Origin of the sequence: Hafnia sp. CBA7124 (assembly GCF_002355555.1) — a bacterium.
GTDB lineage: Bacteria > Pseudomonadota > Gammaproteobacteria > Enterobacterales > Enterobacteriaceae > Hafnia > Hafnia alvei.
This window is the reverse complement of the sequence record NZ_AP017469.1, coordinates 908,811-926,085: the sequence shown is the minus strand read 5'-3', so window position 1 is coordinate 926,085 and position 17,275 is coordinate 908,811. Positions and strand designations below refer to the sequence as shown.

Sequence of the window (17,275 nt, the reverse complement as noted above, 5' to 3'; positions counted from 1 at the left end):
GCAGAATGTCAGAGCGGTTCATTTTGTTTCTACAGCGCGCTGCGCTCACCATAAGCGACTCTATCGAATCACTCAGCATTCAACGTCAAACGAGCAACCTGACTTGATTTAATAAAACGGCTCAAATCAACGGGCTTACCTTGATACGTAATATCCACGGCGGCTGGTGCACCAATTTTCAGCTTATACGGTGCCGTACCGGCTAAATCCAATGAAGCACCAGATTTTTGCATTCCGCTGAATAGCGTTTTACCCGTTGCGTCTTTAACTTCTAACCAGCAATCAGCTTTAAATTTCATCACTAAGTTGTTGGATGCTGACGCAGCAGAATCAACGGTCGCCCCTGCGGTTGGTAAAGTTGCACCATTCACAGTGGAGGTGGCATCAACCGGAGCCTGACTCGGAGCAACAACGGTATTATTGCTTTGGTTTGGCTGGGTTTGAGCCGTTGCGGCTGGCACGGTAGCGGCATCAGTAGGTGCCGCGGCCGCTTGACCATTGTCTGCCGTGGTCACTGAAGAATCTGGCGGTGTACCGACAGACTCTTGAGTATCCGCAGATTGCGCAGCTTCATCAGAACCATTAGCCGATTCTGACGGTTGTAACTGACCATTTTTTGCCAGCTGAGCAGAAGACTCATCCGCCATTGTCGCAATATCTTCTTGTTGAGCTTTGTGATTTTCCCACCACCAAGAACCGGTGATGCCAATAACCACAAATACCACCAACCAGGTAAACATCATCAGCCAACCATCGCGCTTTTTGCGTTTTTTACCCAGTGAGAAGCTTTGCATCGGCGCAACTTTTGCCGCCTTCAACGGCGCCTGCTTTTCTAACAGCGGCGTTAATTCGTCTTCCGGGATGTGGACCAGTTTTGCATAGGAACGAATATATCCACGCAAAAACGTTGAGGCCAAATCAGCCGGAGCCTTGTCTTCTTCAATATCGCGAACCGTTGAAACTTTCAGACACAGACGTTCTGCAACAGCCTGCTGTGTAAGTTCTAACTTTTCGCGCCCTTGGCGCAGGCGTTCGCCTGTAGTCAATGGAGCTGTTTGATCTTGGGGGGCTTCAGTATTCATTCGCTAGGAACTGCTGGTACTGTTGAGATTGTGGAAAATTTCGCGCCAGTTGTTTGCCATAACGCTCTAAGTTCGTTTGGCGCCCATCTAACGCAGCGAAGCGGATTTGTAACCATAAGCTATTGGCACTCGCCGGTAGAATATGATTGTAAACATCCAACATTACTCGCGCATCTCCGCGCTTCCCTTGGTCAAATTCTCGGATAGCTTCCGCAATTAGCGAAACTCCCTTATCCGGATCGCTCTTTAAAGCGCGACTAAATAATTTTCGCGCTTCGTCAGTCTGTCCTGCTTTTAGAAAACAATAACCTGCATTTTCGAAGCTATCTGCAACCTGACCGTAATCAGGAAGATTTGCAGCTGAACTAAACTGTTGTTGTGCCGCTACATACTGCCCTAAACTACACAGAAACGCACCGTAATTATTCATCACAGTGCCATTCTGTGGCGCTAAATTCATCGCTGTTTGATAACTTTTCTGCGCAGCATTGTTATCGCCTGCGCGCTGCTGGTAAAGCGCCATGCCAAGCTGGGTTCGGTAATCGTCTGGAGCCGCATCTCGCGCCTTTTCCAGATTTTGTTGGGCGGCTTTTAAGTCGCCCTGATTCAAGTATTCCAACCCAAGTTCGAGCCTACTCTGCGACGCCGCAGCCATCTGCTCTCCTTCAGGTTTAGAACTTGAACAGCCCACCAACAAACTCGTCGTTAGTAGCCCTATTACCCATCCCATTTTTAGCTTCATTGCTTTTACCCCGTTATCCTTTCCGCTGAATCATCAAAAAATCTGACCAACAATGCTAGGGAAATCACTAATATGCATGCACTCTGCGTCAGACCTCGCGAACCGTGATAGGTTCACCGGCCATTTTTTTCTTAATCGTACGTTTGGTGCGGTCAATAACATCACCAGCCAACTGCCCACAGGCCGCATCAATATCATCGCCACGCGTTTTACGCACAATTACGGTAAAGCCGTATTCCATCAGAACCTTAGAAAAACGATCCACGCGGCTGTTTGAGCTACGTCCGTAAGGTGCACCTGGGAACGGGTTCCATGGGATCAAGTTAATCTTACATGGCGTATCTTTCAGACACTCTGCCAACTGATGTGCGTGATCCATGCCATCATTAATATGATCCAACATCACGTACTCAACCGTGACACGTCCTTGGTTGGCATTAGATTTCTCTAAGTAGCGGCGTACAGCCCCAAGGAAAGTTTCGATATTGTATTTACGGTTGATAGGCACAATTTCGTTACGAATTTCATCCGTCGGCGCATGCAGAGAGATGGCAAGCGCTACGTCGATCATATCACCCAGTTTTTCCAGCGCAGGAACAACCCCTGATGTTGACAGGGTGACACGGCGCTTAGACAGGCCAAACCCAAAGTCGTCCAGCATGATATTCATGGCTGGAACAACGTTATTCAGGTTCAGTAAAGGCTCGCCCATTCCCATCATCACCACGTTGGTGATCGGGCGCTGGCCGGTAACTTTATGAGCGCCGATAATCTTAGCTGCACGCCATACCTGACCGATAATTTCAGATACACGCAGGTTACGGTTAAAACCCTGCTGGGCGGTAGAGCAGAATTTACATTCTAGCGCACAACCCACCTGCGAAGAGACGCACAGCGTAGCGCGATCGTCTTCTGGGATATAAACCGTTTCTACCCGTTGGTCGCCCACCTGAATCGCCCATTTAATAGTGCCATCAGTTGAACGTTGCTCTTCTGCCACTTCTGGCGCACGAATTTCAGCGATTTCTTTGAGCTTGTTACGCAACACCTTATTGATGTCGGTCATCTCATCAAAATTATCGCAGCAATAGTGATACATCCATTTCATCACCTGATCGGCGCGGAACGGTTTCTCACCTAGCTTGGCGAAGAACTCGCGCAGTTGTTGGCGATCAAGATCGAGAAGGTTAATTTTTTCCGACGGATTGGCCGGGGCAGGTTGCACAATATCAACCTGCGCAGCATTTACAGGTGCGCTAATTTCAGACAAGTTTGACTCGACGACAATAGATTCAGATATAGCATCTGAATTGGATGAATGGGGGGTAGTTGTTGGATCTTCAGACATGCGTATAGACATACTAAACTCTGGCCTCGTTGTTACACTTTGCGGCACGGTATTAAAGTGACTGACCCGACAAGCGTAGTGCCTGTTGGCGACAGATACAAACCCAGTTTGCATCTCATTCAGTCTTGCTCTGTACAACACATTAAAAACACTTATTAAATAAAGCGGTTAGCAATGTGTCTAAAAAAATGTCCCTGAGGATAATCACTCAGGGCGCGGTATTGTACTCGGTCTCTCATCGGTATGCTATGCCATTAGACCTAGCTTTATGAATGAATTCCCGATTTGCGTGATCGATTAACGAGTGCGCGGACAAACTTCATTGTTTGCAAAGAAATAGGCGATTTCGCGCTCAGCAGACTCTAATGAATCAGAACCATGAGCAGCGTTTTCAGTCAGACTATCCGCATAGTCAGCACGCAACGTGCCAGCTAAAGCATTTTCAGGATTAGTCGCGCCCATGATTTCGCGATTACGGCGAACCGCATCTTTGCCTTCCAGAACCTGAACCATGATTGGGCCAGAAGTCATGAAATCCACTAGACCGTCAAAGAACGGACGACCTTTGTGTTCGGCGTAGAAACCTTCCGCCTGTTCACGAGTCAGATGAACCATTTTTGCCGCAACAATTTTCAGGCCTGCTGCTTCAAAACGAGAATAAATAGCGCCGATAACATTTTTAGCCACCGCATTCGGTTTTACGATGGAGAAGGTACGTTCTACTGTCATTTAAACCTCTGTCTAACTTCCAATGAGAGCCGTTATTTCCACTAGACCTTGGTATAACACCAATGATTATAGGGATACTTTTTATGAGTTTACGAGCAGTAAGAGGCAGATGGAATATTTTTAGAGCACTAACCATTTGAATGAAAGGATTATTCTCTTATTTCACACCTCGAAAGCCGAACCCCGGCCGTGAATCGCCGCCGATTATAGATGGGCGGCTAATATTTGCCTATTGAAATGAGATAAAAATGTTAAGGAAATATTACTTTTTTGATTTGAAGCACAGTGCGAATTTACTCCACCTGAAAATCAGCGCTAGTCAGCTGGCCGCCGTCGTCCATAACCGTTAGCTGATATCGTCCTGCACGCGTAAAGCTATAGGCAAACTGTGGTGCCTGAGAAACCAGTTCTCCGTTTAAGAACCACCAGCGTTCCCCTATTCCCCCTTGCGTCGTTAAGCGCAAATCGATGCGAGTTTTCCCCGGCGGACGGCGCAGAATCGAACCATTATTGAGCCCAATTAAAATGAGTGGTGCAGAAACTGTCTCGACCGGTGGCGGACAAGTTTGGCTTGCCATAGGCAAACGGTGGGATCTTTTTTCGGCCTCTGGGAGCCAAGGCTCTAGCGGCAACGGCCATAGCGCGAGCTTTTTCTCAACCGCTCCCACACATTCAGGGGCAACACGCTCGCCTTTATCGTTTAACCATTGACGCAGCCAAATTCCCTGACTGCTTTCCTGCCCTGGGGCAACGAGCGTAGGCGGAATAGTGCCATCCAGTATCCATGCGGAGCGGCGTTGGCGACAGTTGGTATCCTGCGCGCTTAGCGACTGACCGCCGGGCCAGCAGATCACCGCACTGGAAACCGAGCGCGGCCGAGGGTCTATCGGCCATCCATTGCCACGCAGGCGTGGATTATTCAGCAGCAAATTATTGAGCTGAAACAGCAGCGGTATCGCCGTCGCATAGCCAAATTGCCCAGCAACTGGAGTACCGTCTGGACGTCCAACCCACACACCAATGGTGTAACGCGCGTTCACGCCGACGGCCCATGCATCACGATAGCCAAAACTGGTTCCCGTCTTCCATGCCAGCGGAACCACCGCAGACAGGGAATCATCCGGTTCAGGCCTTGCCTGCCCTGCCAGCGTACGGCGGATAATCCACGCAGCCCCCGGAGACATCAGCGGCCGATTATGAATTTTTTGCGTGGGTACAAAACGCAAATCTGCACTTTGTCCATGCCGCGCTAGCGCACTGTAGGCAGAAACCAGCTGATCTAACCTAATGCCCGCGCCGCCTAAAATGAGTGATAAGTTAGGCTCAGCATAAGCGGGAAAACGTAACGTTAGCCCTGCATTGCGCAGCTCGGCGGTAAATCGCTTTGGGCCATAGGCTTCCATCAGCTGTACCGCGGGGAGATTCAACGAACGCGTGAGTGCTTCACTTGCCGCCACGGCGCCATGAAATCCCGTATCAAAATTTCCCGGCCGATAATCGCCAAAACGGCGCGGCACGTCCTGCAACAAAGATTCGTTGTGGATAATCCCATCATCCAGCGCAAGCCCATACAAAAAAGGCTTGAGAGTGGAACCGGGAGAACGCCACGCGCTCACCATATCCACATAGCCAAAGCGCGAGCGGTCGGCAAAATTCAGCGATCCTAAGTAGGCTTTCACCTGCATATCCGTGTGATCAACAATCAGCACGCCTACTGATGTTTTCGCCGGCAGACGTGAAAGCCATCCCTGCGCTAACGTTTCAAGCTGCCGCTGTAGAGCTGCATCGATAGTTGTTTCAATGACATCCTGATGTGGATAGGTTTGCACCATGCGCCGTGCTAACAGTGGCGCTGTCTGCGGCATTTGTCGTGAAGCTAACCAAACTGGCTCTTGCTTAACATCATCCGCCTGCTGTTTTGTCCATACTTGATACTGCACCAAACGGTCTAGCACCTTGTTGCGCGCCGCCTGCGCGCGCTCTGGGTAACGATCTGGACGTAAACGGCTTGGCGCCTGAGGTAACACAGCCAGCAAGGCGGCTTCTCCACGAGTAAGCTCATCAGGCGGCTTACCTAAATAGGCCCAACTTGCCGCACCGATGCCTTGTAGCGTGCCACCAAAGGGCGCACGATTAAGATAGAGTTCAAGGATTTGAGTCTTGGAGAGATGCCATTCTAACTGTGCGGTGCGCCAGATTTGACGCACTTTTCCACCAAAGGTGCGAGGATGGGGATCGAGTAAACGCGCAACCTGCATCGACAGGGTGCTTCCACCGGAAATAATCTCACCGTGACTAAGGTCTTGCCAAGCCGCTCGCGCAATAGCAAAAGGGTTAATGCCAGGGTGTTTATAGAACCAGCGATCTTCGTAAGTTAACAATGCCTGAAGATAATACGGCGACACTTGCTTGATCGTAATAGGGTAGCGCCATACCCCCTGCCCATCAGCAAAACGCCACAGCGGCGAGCCGTCCTCAGCAACAACAACCCTCGCCACTTGTACGTCACTCAGTGGTAGCGGCCAGACCTTATCAGCCAGCCACAACCCACTACAAATCAACAGCGCAAGCAGTGCGATTATCACGCACCACTTGCGTAAGCGTTTTAGTGACATCCTCAATCAGCTATCACTGAGCGATACTCACAGTTGCAGGCGTTTCCCCAACGGCGCGCCACTGCGGGATATACATTGATTCAACCTGCGGCGCAGGCAGTTGATATTTACCCGGCGTTACCGCTCTTGCCAGATACAGCAGAGTCGTATGCTGACCAGACTGAATATCCACCGCGGCCACATAACGATCGTCTCGGAACTCTTGATGTTTGAGCGTGGTCTGACGTGATGCATCGAGCAACGAAGTCACCTCAGTTGCTGCATCATCCAAGCTTGCGCTCGCATCATTCAGATTTTGGTTTTCCAGCTCAACGCCTGCGGGCAACAGATCAACCACCAGCGCATCCGGCACATGCTCTGACGCCCACACATCCAGATGAACCAAAATTAGCTGCCCACTTTTCAGCTGCGCCAAATCAACCGGCTTGCCATCTAATCCTAAGAAATCACGTTTAATATTGAGAATATTGCTCATTGGCTGTGGCGCGCTATTTGGATAACCCACCACGTCAAAACGCGGATATAACGTGGACTCGCCTTGGTTATTAATCACCAAACCATTAGAGAGCCAAGATTCATCATAGCTTTTGACCTGAGCTTGCTCGCCATAGGCTAAATCGACACCTTTAGCCGATGAAATCACCGCTTTCCATGCGCTTTCCGGCTGGCCGATAAAACCTTTGCCTGCCATAAATACCGCATTCTGTTCTTGGGTCGAAAGGTATTCGGTGGTCGTTAATCGATCCGACAATGAAAGTAAGCGCTGTTCCTGCGTTTTTGGATCGAGGTTAAACTCTTCCATCAGCGCTAGAATCATCGCGTCATCGCGCACTGGGCTACCGTAGTCTTCCAGCCAATAGTTCGTTGCCGAGCGCTGCAATGCCAAACCTTGCTTGAGCACTTCTTCGCTGCGCGGTGTATCTCCCATCAGCTTAAGCGCAATGCCTAGCTGAACGAGAGGTAAACCGGACTCAGCCTGAGTACGACGCTCATACAGCTGGCGCAAAGCACCTAATGGTGCCTGTTTTTGCTGTGCTAAAACGAGCCCTGCATAAGCCTGCACCGCAAAACGCGTCGCATCTGGACGTGCGCTGCTGTTAACATCGATTTGATTGCGATCCTGGAGATAACGCAATAGCGCGGCATCCGCCTGTTTCAACCCGTCATCCTGTACGGCAAAACCGCGTTCACGCGCACGATGCAAGAAATCGGTAACATAAGCAGTTAACCAATACTCTTCTGGTCCATCGCTGCTCCACAGCGCAAAGCTGCCGTTATAGCGCTGCATACCCAGCAGACGGGTAATTCCTGTTTCAATATTCTGTCGGCGAATGTCATCCGGAGAGGTTTTGATACCTAGCTGCGCCAACTGCTGTTGATTGGTATACAGCGATGGGAACAGGCCGCTGGTAGTTTGCTCCAGACAGCCGTACGGATAGGCATACAGTGCACGTACGTAACGCGCAATATTCAGCGGTGGTCGGCTAGTCAGTAGTAGTGATGCTTCTGGCGCAACGAGGCCTGAAAGTTGCTCAGGATCTACATGCCAGTTTTCACCAGGTTTAATAATGCTCGCCAAATGGCGAGTTTGAGCAGGGTATGCCGGACGTACACCGATTTTCCAGCTATGTTCATAATCACTGACTTGTTCGCCCGGTAGCTGCATTCCGACGATACGGATCGCAACGTTACCGTCCCCAAATCCATCTTTTGCGCTAACAGGAATAGTGATCGTTTTACGCTGTCCATTTTCGAGTTCAACCGTTTGGCTATTGTCGCCACTCAGGCTGATAAGGCCCGACGTGGTGAGTGCCACACCCAACGTTTGCGGATGCCCAGACAGATTCGTGACGTCCAGCGCCAGCTGGCTGCTATCGCCACCCGCTAAGAAGCGTGGTGTTTGTAGCTCTGCGATAACCGGTGCTGCGACCGTCATTTTACGTTCGGTGCTACCAAAATTTTGCCCATTCCACGCTTGAGCCATGAGTCTTAGCTCACCGTTAAAATCTGGCACTGGAAGCTGAAGCGTCCCGTTGCCATTTTCATCCAGCGTGATGCGTTGCAGCTGCTGCGCGACGATATTCACTTCCGTTGGGGGTTTCTTGCCCCCGCGTGACAGCGCATCTTCATCTTCGCCATCGCCACCAAAGCGCAGCGTTGCTAAACGCCCAGAGCCTTCGATAAGCTGCCCATAAACATCATACTGATCCGCGCCGTAGCGTTTACGACCTAAGAAGGCGTCGTAAGGATCGGGCGTTTTGAAATCAGTAATACTCAAAACGCCGGTGTCCACGGCAGAAAGTAACACAGTCACTTCTTTTTGTTTCTCGCCCCCCGCCCCAGCAACGTTGACCTGAACCGGCACTGTCTGGTTTGGTCTGATTTTCTCTTGTGCTGTCAGCGTCACTTTCAGCTTACGCGCTTCTTCATTGAGAGGAATATGTAATAAGCCTACCGCGCGTTTTGGCGTTACCTGCTTGTCTTTCTCACCGGGACGAACCACCAGCGCGTTGAAATAGAGATCGTGACGACGCCATTCTTGATTGAGCGGAACCTCTACCGTGGTACCAGCTTCTGGTACATCAATTTCCTGCCACCATAAAGGCCCTTCGCCAGACTCCAGCATCAGGTATCCCTTGCCAGCGGTTGGCGCGTTGATGGTCACTTTCACTTTTTCGCCGGGCTGATAATTAGGTTTATCCAGCTTCAGCTTCACTTGATCGGGGCGCACGGCTCCCGTGCCGTCAGTATTATCCTGCCAACGATATCCAGCCCAGAATCGAACGCTGTTGATCAGGCCGTTGGTTGGATCTTTAACTTCAAGACGGTAAGAACCCCATTCGACGGGGAAACTCACTTTCGCACTGCCGTCAGCCGCAATATTTAGCGTTTGCTCGCCGACGGGCAGATCTTTTTGATCGTATTGAGACTGCCAGCCAGCGCCCTCAGACCACTGCCAGTAATAATCGCGACGCTCCTGGATCAGCGTGGCTTTCAGCCCCTGTTTAGCGAGGCGTTTCCCCAGCGGATCGGTATAGATCACATCAAAAGCAGCATCGCTATTTTCATCAACCATCGGCTGCTTACGGTAGCTATTGGTTTGATAATCATAAATATCTTGTTGCCCGAATAGCGGGCGGATCGCTGACAGCTGCTTGGCTGGCCAAATATCCTGCTCGCTACGTCGAGTCACCGGACGGCCACCAGACTCTAAAAGACTCGCTTGGAAAATCAGACGCACAGGAGATTTAACATCGGCCCACTGACTTTCCGTTTCAATGTTTGCCGTTCCCTGCTCATCGAGCGTGGTATCGACTTCATCTAAGGAGCGCTTTAGATTTTCTTCCGTGGCCGAACCAAAGCTGTAACCCGGTAATTCGGTCACCGCTTCACGCAACGGACGTAAATAAAGCTGCCCTTGAAGACGGTTCATGGCCGCCGGAGCTCCATATAAATAGCGTCCTGACACATTGAAACTGGCGCTCTGCTGCATCTCAATTGGAGATGCGCTTTCCGGTTTGATTTCCAATGCCATGCGCTCAGGCATGAAGTCTTCAACATTAATCGCGTAGTAGCGCGGCTGGTTGTCGCCAAGATTGAAACGTAGCGACCATTTGCCCGTCGCCGCATTTTCAGGCAGCGCATAACGATATTGATATAACCCATTTGCCGGCTTCCAAACGAAGCTTGATGCCACGCTATCGTCTGGACGCAACACATCGACTTTTATCGGCTGCTCAGGCAAAGGCTGCCCATCGGCATCGCGCAACAGAGCATTCACGATCACCGTTTCACCAGGGCGATAAAGATCGCGTGGGCCAAAAGCAAATAGCTGCTTGCTGAAGCCTTCTGGGCCACCAATATCAAACTCACTGAGGTCGAGCGCTGGCTGCGTCAGATCGATAATACTGGTCTGCCCGTTTTGGTTCGCCAGTAACAGCTTCGCTTTTGGCGATTTGCTTAGCTGTGCATGCCCCTGCGCATCGGTTTTACCTTCCGTTAGCACACGCCCTTTTTCATCTAACACCTGCAATGCCACATCAGACATCGCACCACCGCCCGCTAAGGCCTGAGTGAAGACATCCATTCGTTCGTGATAGCTGTGCAGTGAAACACCGATATCGCTCAGGGTTAGCAGCGTAGCCGGATTACTGTAACTGTAACGCCCCGCTTGCTGCATAACGGCCAGATAAACTCCGCTCTCTTGCAGAGGTTTGATATCGCTAAGCGGAAGCTGAAGCTTTTCACGCGTATTGCGCTGAGGATTGAGATCAAAGCGACCGCTGTAGACCAAATCCGCCATTTTTAGCAGTTCATCAGACCGCCATGACTCTACCGATTGGCCGTAGCCCCACTCGGATAAAAACGCAGGTAACGACGCAGGCTTAATGCGATAAAAATTGACGTCTACGCTGTTTACGTTAAGCGCCATCACCGGCAAACCCGCAGCCACTTTACCGGGCAATAACGAACCGCGGCTAGCAAATCCAACGCTTGGCTGAATATCTTTGGTGGCAATTTTTTTCTGTGTTTCTATACCTAACGTTGCGCCATTAAGCGCCACTAAGGAGGGATCAATCGTGAGGAGTAATTTGCGTTTAGGCTCCAGATGACGCAACCGCAGTTCGCGCAGATTATCTGAAAGCTCCCATGCTCCGTCGATTTTACCTTTTTCGGTATCCACTAAGTGAACGCTATCGGCAAATTTTTGCTTAGGATCTAAGGGAATGGAAAAGGTGAGTACAAGGGCGGCTGCGCCATCAAGCTGTAGCTCAGAGGCATCGAGTAAAGTGAGCGTTTTACCCTGCGATTGTTTCGCCATTTGCGCCAAGTCGGTGTCACTCAACGCTTTCTTTTGCGTGGCGACAGCGGCGGGATCCGCTGTGGTAGTGGTTTTCACATCGCTATTATCACAGGCAGAAAGTGCAGTAATAAGCGCTGCCACGAGTACACTACGGCGCAACATGCGGACAGAGCGGCAGCTTTGTGACTGAGATGATCCTTGGCGCATAACATTTTCCATTTTTAATCCGAATAACACTATTATCCGTGACAAACAATGAAAGTGAAATGGCGAAACCTTAATTCGGATTATGCTAGGCCTAAAATGACAAAGAGAGCCTTGCGGCTCTCAACATTATTGGATGATTAGGCTGTTCCGCTGGAAGGAATGCTGTTGCGTAGCCAACTGCCCCAGCGTCGCTGATAAAACGGCTGGGTATGCGTTTTCAAATAATGACTTACCGCATCCCCTTTTTCATCGGTGACGAGGCAAAGATCTACCGGCTCATCTTCTGGTGCGGTTTCACTCGCCAAGCTGCCGGTTTCCTGAATGAGCAAGTCGATCTCTTCATCAGTGCCATCAATTTCTAACCCAATCAATAAATTAGGTTTTTCATCAATCGCCTGATCCTGAAATATCGCTAAATAGGCATTACGTACAATCTTACGTTGGGTAAATAGCGTGGTTAACGCATCTACCATAGCAGACGGATATTCTTCAGGCTGGCCAAGCAAAATTTTACTTCCGCCATCAACCACTTGCTCCATCGGCTGTGCCATACCGCCCGTTTGCAGCAGCATCGCCACTTCCTGCGCGTAGAAAGCTTTGCCATATTCACATTTTGGATTCAAAAACAGCTGAGCGCCTTTGGTCATCGCAAACAGATCGCGAACCGGTAACGCCATAAACGGCTGTTCTTCGTCTTCTACTGCCTGCTGCAACATCTTCAACGATGAGAAAAACGGGATCGTCGAGAGTCCGTCTTGCATTTCCCAATGCTGTACATTCAGCTCACCGTTAGGCGCAATGATAAGCTCGCCTTTATCCTGAACGCCGCTTTCAGCCAAAATATAAACGGTAGAATCCAGCAGCGTGCGGTAAAACAGAGTGCGGTAAGCGGGATCTTTTACCGCCTTTTCCAAGCTTTTTTCGAGCTGCTCTTCTGGGGTGTCATGGTGGTGATCGTGGTGATGAGAACTCATCGGGTGCTCCAAAATCGATATGTAATGACCCCACCCTAGCCCTCCCCTTCGCAGGGGAGGGAACAGAATTGATGCACAATATAAATTTGTGCTCGGACGGCCCCTCCCCCTGAGAAGGGGGAGGCTGGGTGGGGGTCAGTCGTTCATAATTACGCTTTCGCTTTTTCCAGCAGTAAATTAGCCAGCGCACGCACGCCTAAACCGGTTGCGCCCGCAGCCCACTGATCGACGGCGCTTTTGCGATAGGTAGCCGAGCAGTCAATATGCAGCCAGCCTTGACGGTATTCTTTAACGAAATAAGACAAGAACGCCGCAGCGGTGCTTGCGCCTGCGCCATATGCCGCACCAGCAACGTTATTGAGCTCCGCAAAGTTGGATGGCAGTTGGCTGCGGTGGAATTCAGCCAGCGGCAAGCGCCAGAAAGCTTCATTCTCTTGCTCAGCGCTTTGCAGCATGTCGGCAGCCAACGCGTCATCAAAGCTAAACAGGGCATGGTAATCGTTGCCTAGCGCCGTTTTAGCCGCGCCGGTCAACGTTGCACAGTCAATGATCATCGCCGCATTTTGCTCGGAAGCATCAATCAGGCCGTCAGCCAAAACTAAACGCCCTTCCGCGTCGGTATTCATAATCTCAACGGTTTTACCGTTGCGATAGGTAATGATATCACCCAATTTGAACGCATTGCCGCTAACTAAATTATCCGCGCAGCAAAGATAAAGTTTTACGCGCTGATTCAAACCACGAGAAACCGCCAGCGCCAACGCTCCGGTGACCGTAGCCGCACCACCCATGTCTGATTTCATGGAGTCCATGAAGGCACTTTGCTTCATGCTGTAACCGCCGGAGTCAAAGGTGATGCCTTTGCCCACCAAGCAGGCTAGAACAGGGGCGTCAGGATTTCCTGTTGGGTTATAATCCAGAGCCAGCAGCACAGGAGAACGCTCCGAGCCGCGACCCACCGTGTGCAACCCCATGTAGCCTTGCTCGCGCAGATCTTCACCTTTAGTGATACGGTAGCTCACATTGTCACAGGCAACGCTGCACATCAGATCAACCGCGCGCTGTGCCAACTGAGATGGCCCCACTTCTTCGGCTGGCGCATTGATCGTATCACGCACCCAGTCGACGATCTTCAAGCGACGATCTAATTCAGCGCGATCGGATTCGCTCAGATCGGGCCACTGTACTTGACGCGATCCTTTTGGCCCACGATAACCCTGCCAAAAAGCCCAGCATTTTTCCAAGTCCCAACCTTCACCCGCGAGATGAACCTGTTTGATACCTTGTCCATCAAGCTTGCGCGCAGCGCGCTGAACGGCAACAAGTTCACCATTACCGTTCAGATGAATAACCATCCCTTCGCTGCCGGAACTCAGCAGCGCTTTTTCGCCCCAGCGTGCATCGGCTGGCTGATGGGATAGGCTTACGGGCATAAATTCGGTCGACATAAATCTTCTCCTGATATACCCAGCGTATTTGCAGCAACACATCGCTAAGTCGCTGGTCAAGTAAACGCGGGTATCTTTATTAATCGTTAGTTTTTCAGTGAAATTGATTTGCGATTAGCGTGTTCTATCAATATCTAGACTGTAGTAAAAGGGCCGCCTTTACAGGCAGCCCTTTAATTTTTACTCTGCTTCATCTAACCAGACTAGCAGGATAGCTTCCAGAATTTTTTCGTTCGATTTTGTAGGGTCATCGTCGAAATCTTCTAAATCGCAAATCCATTGGTGCATATCGGTGAAGCGCACGGTTTTAGGATCGATATCCGGAAACGCATCATACAGCGCTTCGCCAATCTCGCGGCTGTCTTGCCACTTCAGACCCATAATATTCTCCCAAACAAGCGTTATCGCCTATTTTTAATGCTCGCGAGCGTGGTTAACGGTATAACGCGGGATCTCGACAACCAGATCCTGATCCGCCACTTTTGCCTGACAGCTCAGACGGCTTTCCGGCTCTAAGCCCCACGCCTTATCCAGCATGTCGTCTTCCAGCTCACTGCTTTCATCCAGCGAGTCAAAACCTTCGCGAACGATGCAGTGGCAGGTTGTGCATGCGCAAGATTTTTCGCAGGCATGTTCAATTTCGATTCCGTTACGTAGAGCAACGTCGAGAATCGTTTCGCCTTCCTGAGCTTCAAGAACTGCGCCTTCAGGGCAGTGCTCCTGATTAGGAAGAAATACGATTTTTGGCATTTTTAAACCTCATCCACAGAATGACCAGCCAGCGCTCGGCGAACAGATGCATCCATCCGGCGCGCAGCAAATTCTTGCGTTTGTGCATCAAGCACTTTAATCGCAGCTTCAATATCTCCGGCAACATCACCCGCAGCGGCCTGCTCTAGTGCAGTTACGGCCTGTTTAATGTTGCTCAGCTCTGACTCACTTAGCAGCGCAGAATCTTCTGCCAAGGCACCGGTCAGGCTCTCAAGCACGCGTGCCGCTTCAACTTTTTGTTCTGCCAGCATGCGCGCGCTGATATCCCCACTGGCATTAGCCATGGAGTCTTTAATCATGGTGATGATTTCGTCATCGCTCAAACCATAAGAAGGCTTGACCTGAATCGACGACTGAACGCCGGTGGATTTCTCCATCGCGGTAACGCTCAGCAGACCATCGGCATCAACTTGGAATGTCACACGGATATGTGCGCCACCCGCAGGCATTGCCGGAATGCCACGCAGTGTGAAACGCGCGAGAGAGCGGTTGTCTTGCACCAACTCACGCTCGCCCTGTACAACGTGGATCATCATGGCATTTTGGCCATCTTTGAAAGTGGTGAATTCTTGCGCACGCGCCACTGGAATGGTGGTATTACGCGGGATTACCTTCTCAACCAAACCGCCCATGGTTTCTAAACCAAGCGACAGTGGGATCACATCTAACAGCAACATTTCTGAGTCGGGCTTATTACCCACCAGAATATCGGCCTGAATAGCTGCGCCAATCGCTACTACGCGATCGGGGTCGATAGAGGTCAACGGCGTACGGCCAAAGAACTCCCCGACCAGCTCACGAACCAACGGAACGCGCGTTGAACCGCCAACCATAACCACTTCAATCACTTCATCCGCGGTAACGCCTGCATCTTTCAGCGCGCGACGGCATGACAGCAAAGTACGTTTTACCAACGTGCCAATCAGTTCATCAAACTGTTCACGGGTAACACAGCCTTTCCAACCCGCAACTTCAACGTCGACTTTTTCAGCATCGCTGAGTGCGATCTTGGCTTCCACCGCCACATCAAGGAACTGGCGCTGAATACGCGCATCGCTGCGATCGGCATAGCCAGATTGTTCGCGTAGGAAATCGGCTAACAGGTGATCGAAATCATCGCCGCCCAGCGCGGAATCGCCGCCGGTTGCCAGCACTTCAAATACGCCACGGCTTAGGCGCAAGATAGAAATATCGAAGGTGCCGCCGCCCAAATCGTAGACTGCAATAACGCCTTCTTGGCCGGAGTCTAGGCCATAGGCAATCGCTGCCGCCGTGGGTTCATTGAGCAAACGCAACACGTGTAGACCGGCTAAACGCGCAGCATCTTTGGTTCCCTGACGCTGAGCATCATCAAAATAGGCTGGAACGGTGATGACCACGCCATCAAGCTCGCCTTCCAAGGTCACTTTGGCGCGCTCGGCCAACGCTTTTAAGATCTCGGCAGAGACTTGGATAGGGTTAACCGAGCCCCCTGCAGTGATCATCATCGGCAAACCATTGTCGCTCGCTTCAAACTGATACGGCATATGCGGATAGCGTGCCTGAACATCTGTCAAAGAGCGTCCCATAAGACGTTTAGCGGAACTGATGGTATTAACCGGATCTTGCGCTGCCTGCTGGCGAGCATCGTAGCCAACCACAATGTCATCTTTCAGATAATGAACGACAGAAGGCAGCAAATGACGGCCCTGCGCATCGGCCAGAGTTTCTGCTTGGCCGCTGCGCACGGTCGCCACCAATGAATTGGTAGTACCTAAATCGATACCCGCCGCTAAACGGCGTTGATGCGGAGCAGCACTCAGCCCCGGCTCACTAATTTGCAATAAAGCCATCTTGAGCTTCCGTTAAACAAGATTTGTTAGAACAATTTCTGTGTGAAAACAGCCATTGAATCAACGCAATCAAAAATCGGTTATAGGCCCAGCAGTTTTTCTTCGAGTTGTTCCACTTGCTGCTGTAGCTTGTCGAGAAAACGTAGCTTACGCACGGTGTCTGCGGCTGATTCCCACTGCTGTTGATCCAGCTCGGAAAGCATTTGCGCACTGCGCGTTTTGGTCATTTTAGCGATCCGCGCAGAAAAGGCCATCAGCGCCTCTTCGGGATCGGCATGCCGCGCAATACCATCCAGCTCTTCACGCAGTTCAAGTTGCTCCATCAGGAACGACGTATCGCGCATAGTGTGCTGTTCATTGCCTAAGTCAAACCCTTGTAACAACAGCATATACTCTGCGCGCTTAAGGGGATGTTTTAACGTTTGGTAGGCATCATTGATGGTGGCAGCTTGTTGAATAGCCTGCATGCGCTCGCGTTCAGGTTTAGACGCATAGCGATCGGGATGGAATTGGCGCTGCAATTCCTGATAGCGTGAAGCAAGAAGGCTGCCGTCCACTGGGTAGCGAACCGGCAGCCCGAATAATGTGAAGTAATCCATGCCGTGCTCTGATGTTAGTCTGTGGATGAGGTATCCCAAAATACCTCATATACCCTAAATAATTCGAGTTGCAGGAAGACGGCAAGTTTGTGGAACCCTAGAAATTGGCTAGGATAAACAAACG

12 protein-coding genes are annotated in these 17,275 nt (G+C 50.8%); all 12 read right to left on the bottom strand.

Annotated features, from left to right (window positions below; all coding sequences use genetic code 11):
- Positions 1–68: 68 nt before the first annotated feature.
- Positions 69–1,082, bottom strand: a complete 1,014-nt coding sequence (gene rodZ, locus CPY98_RS04300; RefSeq protein WP_096386470.1) for a cytoskeleton protein RodZ — start codon at positions 1,080–1,082, stop codon at positions 69–71.
- The gene (gene pilW, locus CPY98_RS04295) at positions 1,072–1,824 is read right to left on the bottom strand and encodes a type IV pilus biogenesis/stability protein PilW (RefSeq protein ID WP_025800429.1); all 753 of its coding nucleotides are present in this window, start codon (positions 1,822–1,824) and stop codon (positions 1,072–1,074) included. The genes rodZ and pilW overlap by 11 nt, the downstream gene beginning before the upstream one ends.
- An 88-nt stretch (positions 1,825–1,912) precedes the next feature.
- A complete protein-coding gene (locus CPY98_RS04290; protein WP_046359275.1) occupies positions 1,913–3,172 on the bottom strand; it encodes a bifunctional tRNA (adenosine(37)-C2)-methyltransferase TrmG/ribosomal RNA large subunit methyltransferase RlmN in 1,260 nt (419 codons plus the stop codon).
- Between the two features lie 297 nt (positions 3,173–3,469).
- The gene (gene ndk / locus CPY98_RS04285) at positions 3,470–3,901 is read right to left on the bottom strand and encodes a nucleoside-diphosphate kinase (protein ID WP_025800427.1); all 432 of its coding nucleotides are present in this window, start codon (positions 3,899–3,901) and stop codon (positions 3,470–3,472) included.
- A gap of 293 nt (positions 3,902–4,194) precedes the next feature.
- Positions 4,195–6,516 (bottom strand): peptidoglycan glycosyltransferase PbpC, encoded by a 2,322-nt coding sequence (gene pbpC, locus CPY98_RS04280; RefSeq protein ID WP_096386468.1) that lies wholly within the window; start codon positions 6,514–6,516, stop codon positions 4,195–4,197.
- Positions 6,517–6,529: 13 nt separating this feature from the next.
- The gene (locus CPY98_RS04275; protein ID WP_172863858.1) at positions 6,530–11,527 is read right to left on the bottom strand and encodes an alpha-2-macroglobulin; all 4,998 of its coding nucleotides are present in this window, start codon (positions 11,525–11,527) and stop codon (positions 6,530–6,532) included.
- 137 nt (positions 11,528–11,664) lie between these two features.
- Positions 11,665–12,501 carry an enhanced serine sensitivity protein SseB gene (gene sseB, locus CPY98_RS04270; protein ID WP_025800424.1) on the bottom strand — a complete coding sequence of 279 codons (837 nt, stop codon included), beginning with the start codon at positions 12,499–12,501 and terminating at the stop codon, positions 11,665–11,667.
- Between the two features lie 149 nt (positions 12,502–12,650).
- Positions 12,651–13,949 (bottom strand): aminopeptidase PepB, encoded by a 1,299-nt coding sequence (pepB, locus tag CPY98_RS04265; protein WP_025800423.1) that lies wholly within the window; start codon positions 13,947–13,949, stop codon positions 12,651–12,653.
- Between the two features lie 180 nt (positions 13,950–14,129).
- Positions 14,130–14,330, bottom strand: coding sequence for a Fe-S cluster assembly protein IscX (gene iscX / locus CPY98_RS04260; RefSeq protein WP_025800422.1), 201 nt, complete (start codon positions 14,328–14,330; stop codon positions 14,130–14,132).
- Positions 14,331–14,363: 33 nt separating this feature from the next.
- Complete coding sequence (gene fdx / locus CPY98_RS04255; RefSeq protein WP_025800421.1) at positions 14,364–14,699, bottom strand: ISC system 2Fe-2S type ferredoxin; 336 nt, start codon at positions 14,697–14,699, stop codon at positions 14,364–14,366.
- Between the two features lie 2 nt (positions 14,700–14,701).
- A complete protein-coding gene (gene hscA / locus CPY98_RS04250) occupies positions 14,702–16,552 on the bottom strand; it encodes a Fe-S protein assembly chaperone HscA (protein ID WP_096386463.1) in 1,851 nt (616 codons plus the stop codon).
- Between the two features lie 80 nt (positions 16,553–16,632).
- On the bottom strand, positions 16,633–17,151 hold the full coding sequence (hscB, locus tag CPY98_RS04245; protein WP_040047046.1) for a co-chaperone HscB: 519 nt from the start codon (positions 17,149–17,151) through the stop codon (positions 16,633–16,635).
- Positions 17,152–17,275 lie beyond the last annotated feature (124 nt).

What these genes read in the sequence shown, in the direction of transcription:
- rodZ (WP_096386470.1), bottom strand. Translation starts at nt 1,082, where the DNA reads ATGAATACTGAAGCCCCCCAAGATCAAACAGCTCCATTGACTACAGGC.
- pilW (WP_025800429.1), bottom strand. Translation starts at nt 1,824, where the DNA reads ATGAAGCTAAAAATGGGATGGGTAATAGGGCTACTAACGACGAGTTTG.
- CPY98_RS04290 (WP_046359275.1), bottom strand. Translation starts at nt 3,172, where the DNA reads ATGTCTGAAGATCCAACAACTACCCCCCATTCATCCAATTCAGATGCT.
- ndk (WP_025800427.1), bottom strand. Translation starts at nt 3,901, where the DNA reads ATGACAGTAGAACGTACCTTCTCCATCGTAAAACCGAATGCGGTGGCT.
- pbpC (WP_096386468.1), bottom strand. Translation starts at nt 6,516, where the DNA reads ATGTCACTAAAACGCTTACGCAAGTGGTGCGTGATAATCGCACTGCTT.
- CPY98_RS04275 (WP_172863858.1), bottom strand. Translation starts at nt 11,527, where the DNA reads ATGCGCCAAGGATCATCTCAGTCACAAAGCTGCCGCTCTGTCCGCATG.
- sseB (WP_025800424.1), bottom strand. Translation starts at nt 12,501, where the DNA reads ATGAGTTCTCATCACCACGATCACCACCATGACACCCCAGAAGAGCAG.
- pepB (WP_025800423.1), bottom strand. Translation starts at nt 13,949, where the DNA reads ATGTCGACCGAATTTATGCCCGTAAGCCTATCCCATCAGCCAGCCGAT.
- iscX (WP_025800422.1), bottom strand. Translation starts at nt 14,330, where the DNA reads ATGGGTCTGAAGTGGCAAGACAGCCGCGAGATTGGCGAAGCGCTGTAT.
- fdx (WP_025800421.1), bottom strand. Translation starts at nt 14,699, where the DNA reads ATGCCAAAAATCGTATTTCTTCCTAATCAGGAGCACTGCCCTGAAGGC.
- hscA (WP_096386463.1), bottom strand. Translation starts at nt 16,552, where the DNA reads ATGGCTTTATTGCAAATTAGTGAGCCGGGGCTGAGTGCTGCTCCGCAT.
- hscB (WP_040047046.1), bottom strand. Translation starts at nt 17,151, where the DNA reads ATGGATTACTTCACATTATTCGGGCTGCCGGTTCGCTACCCAGTGGAC.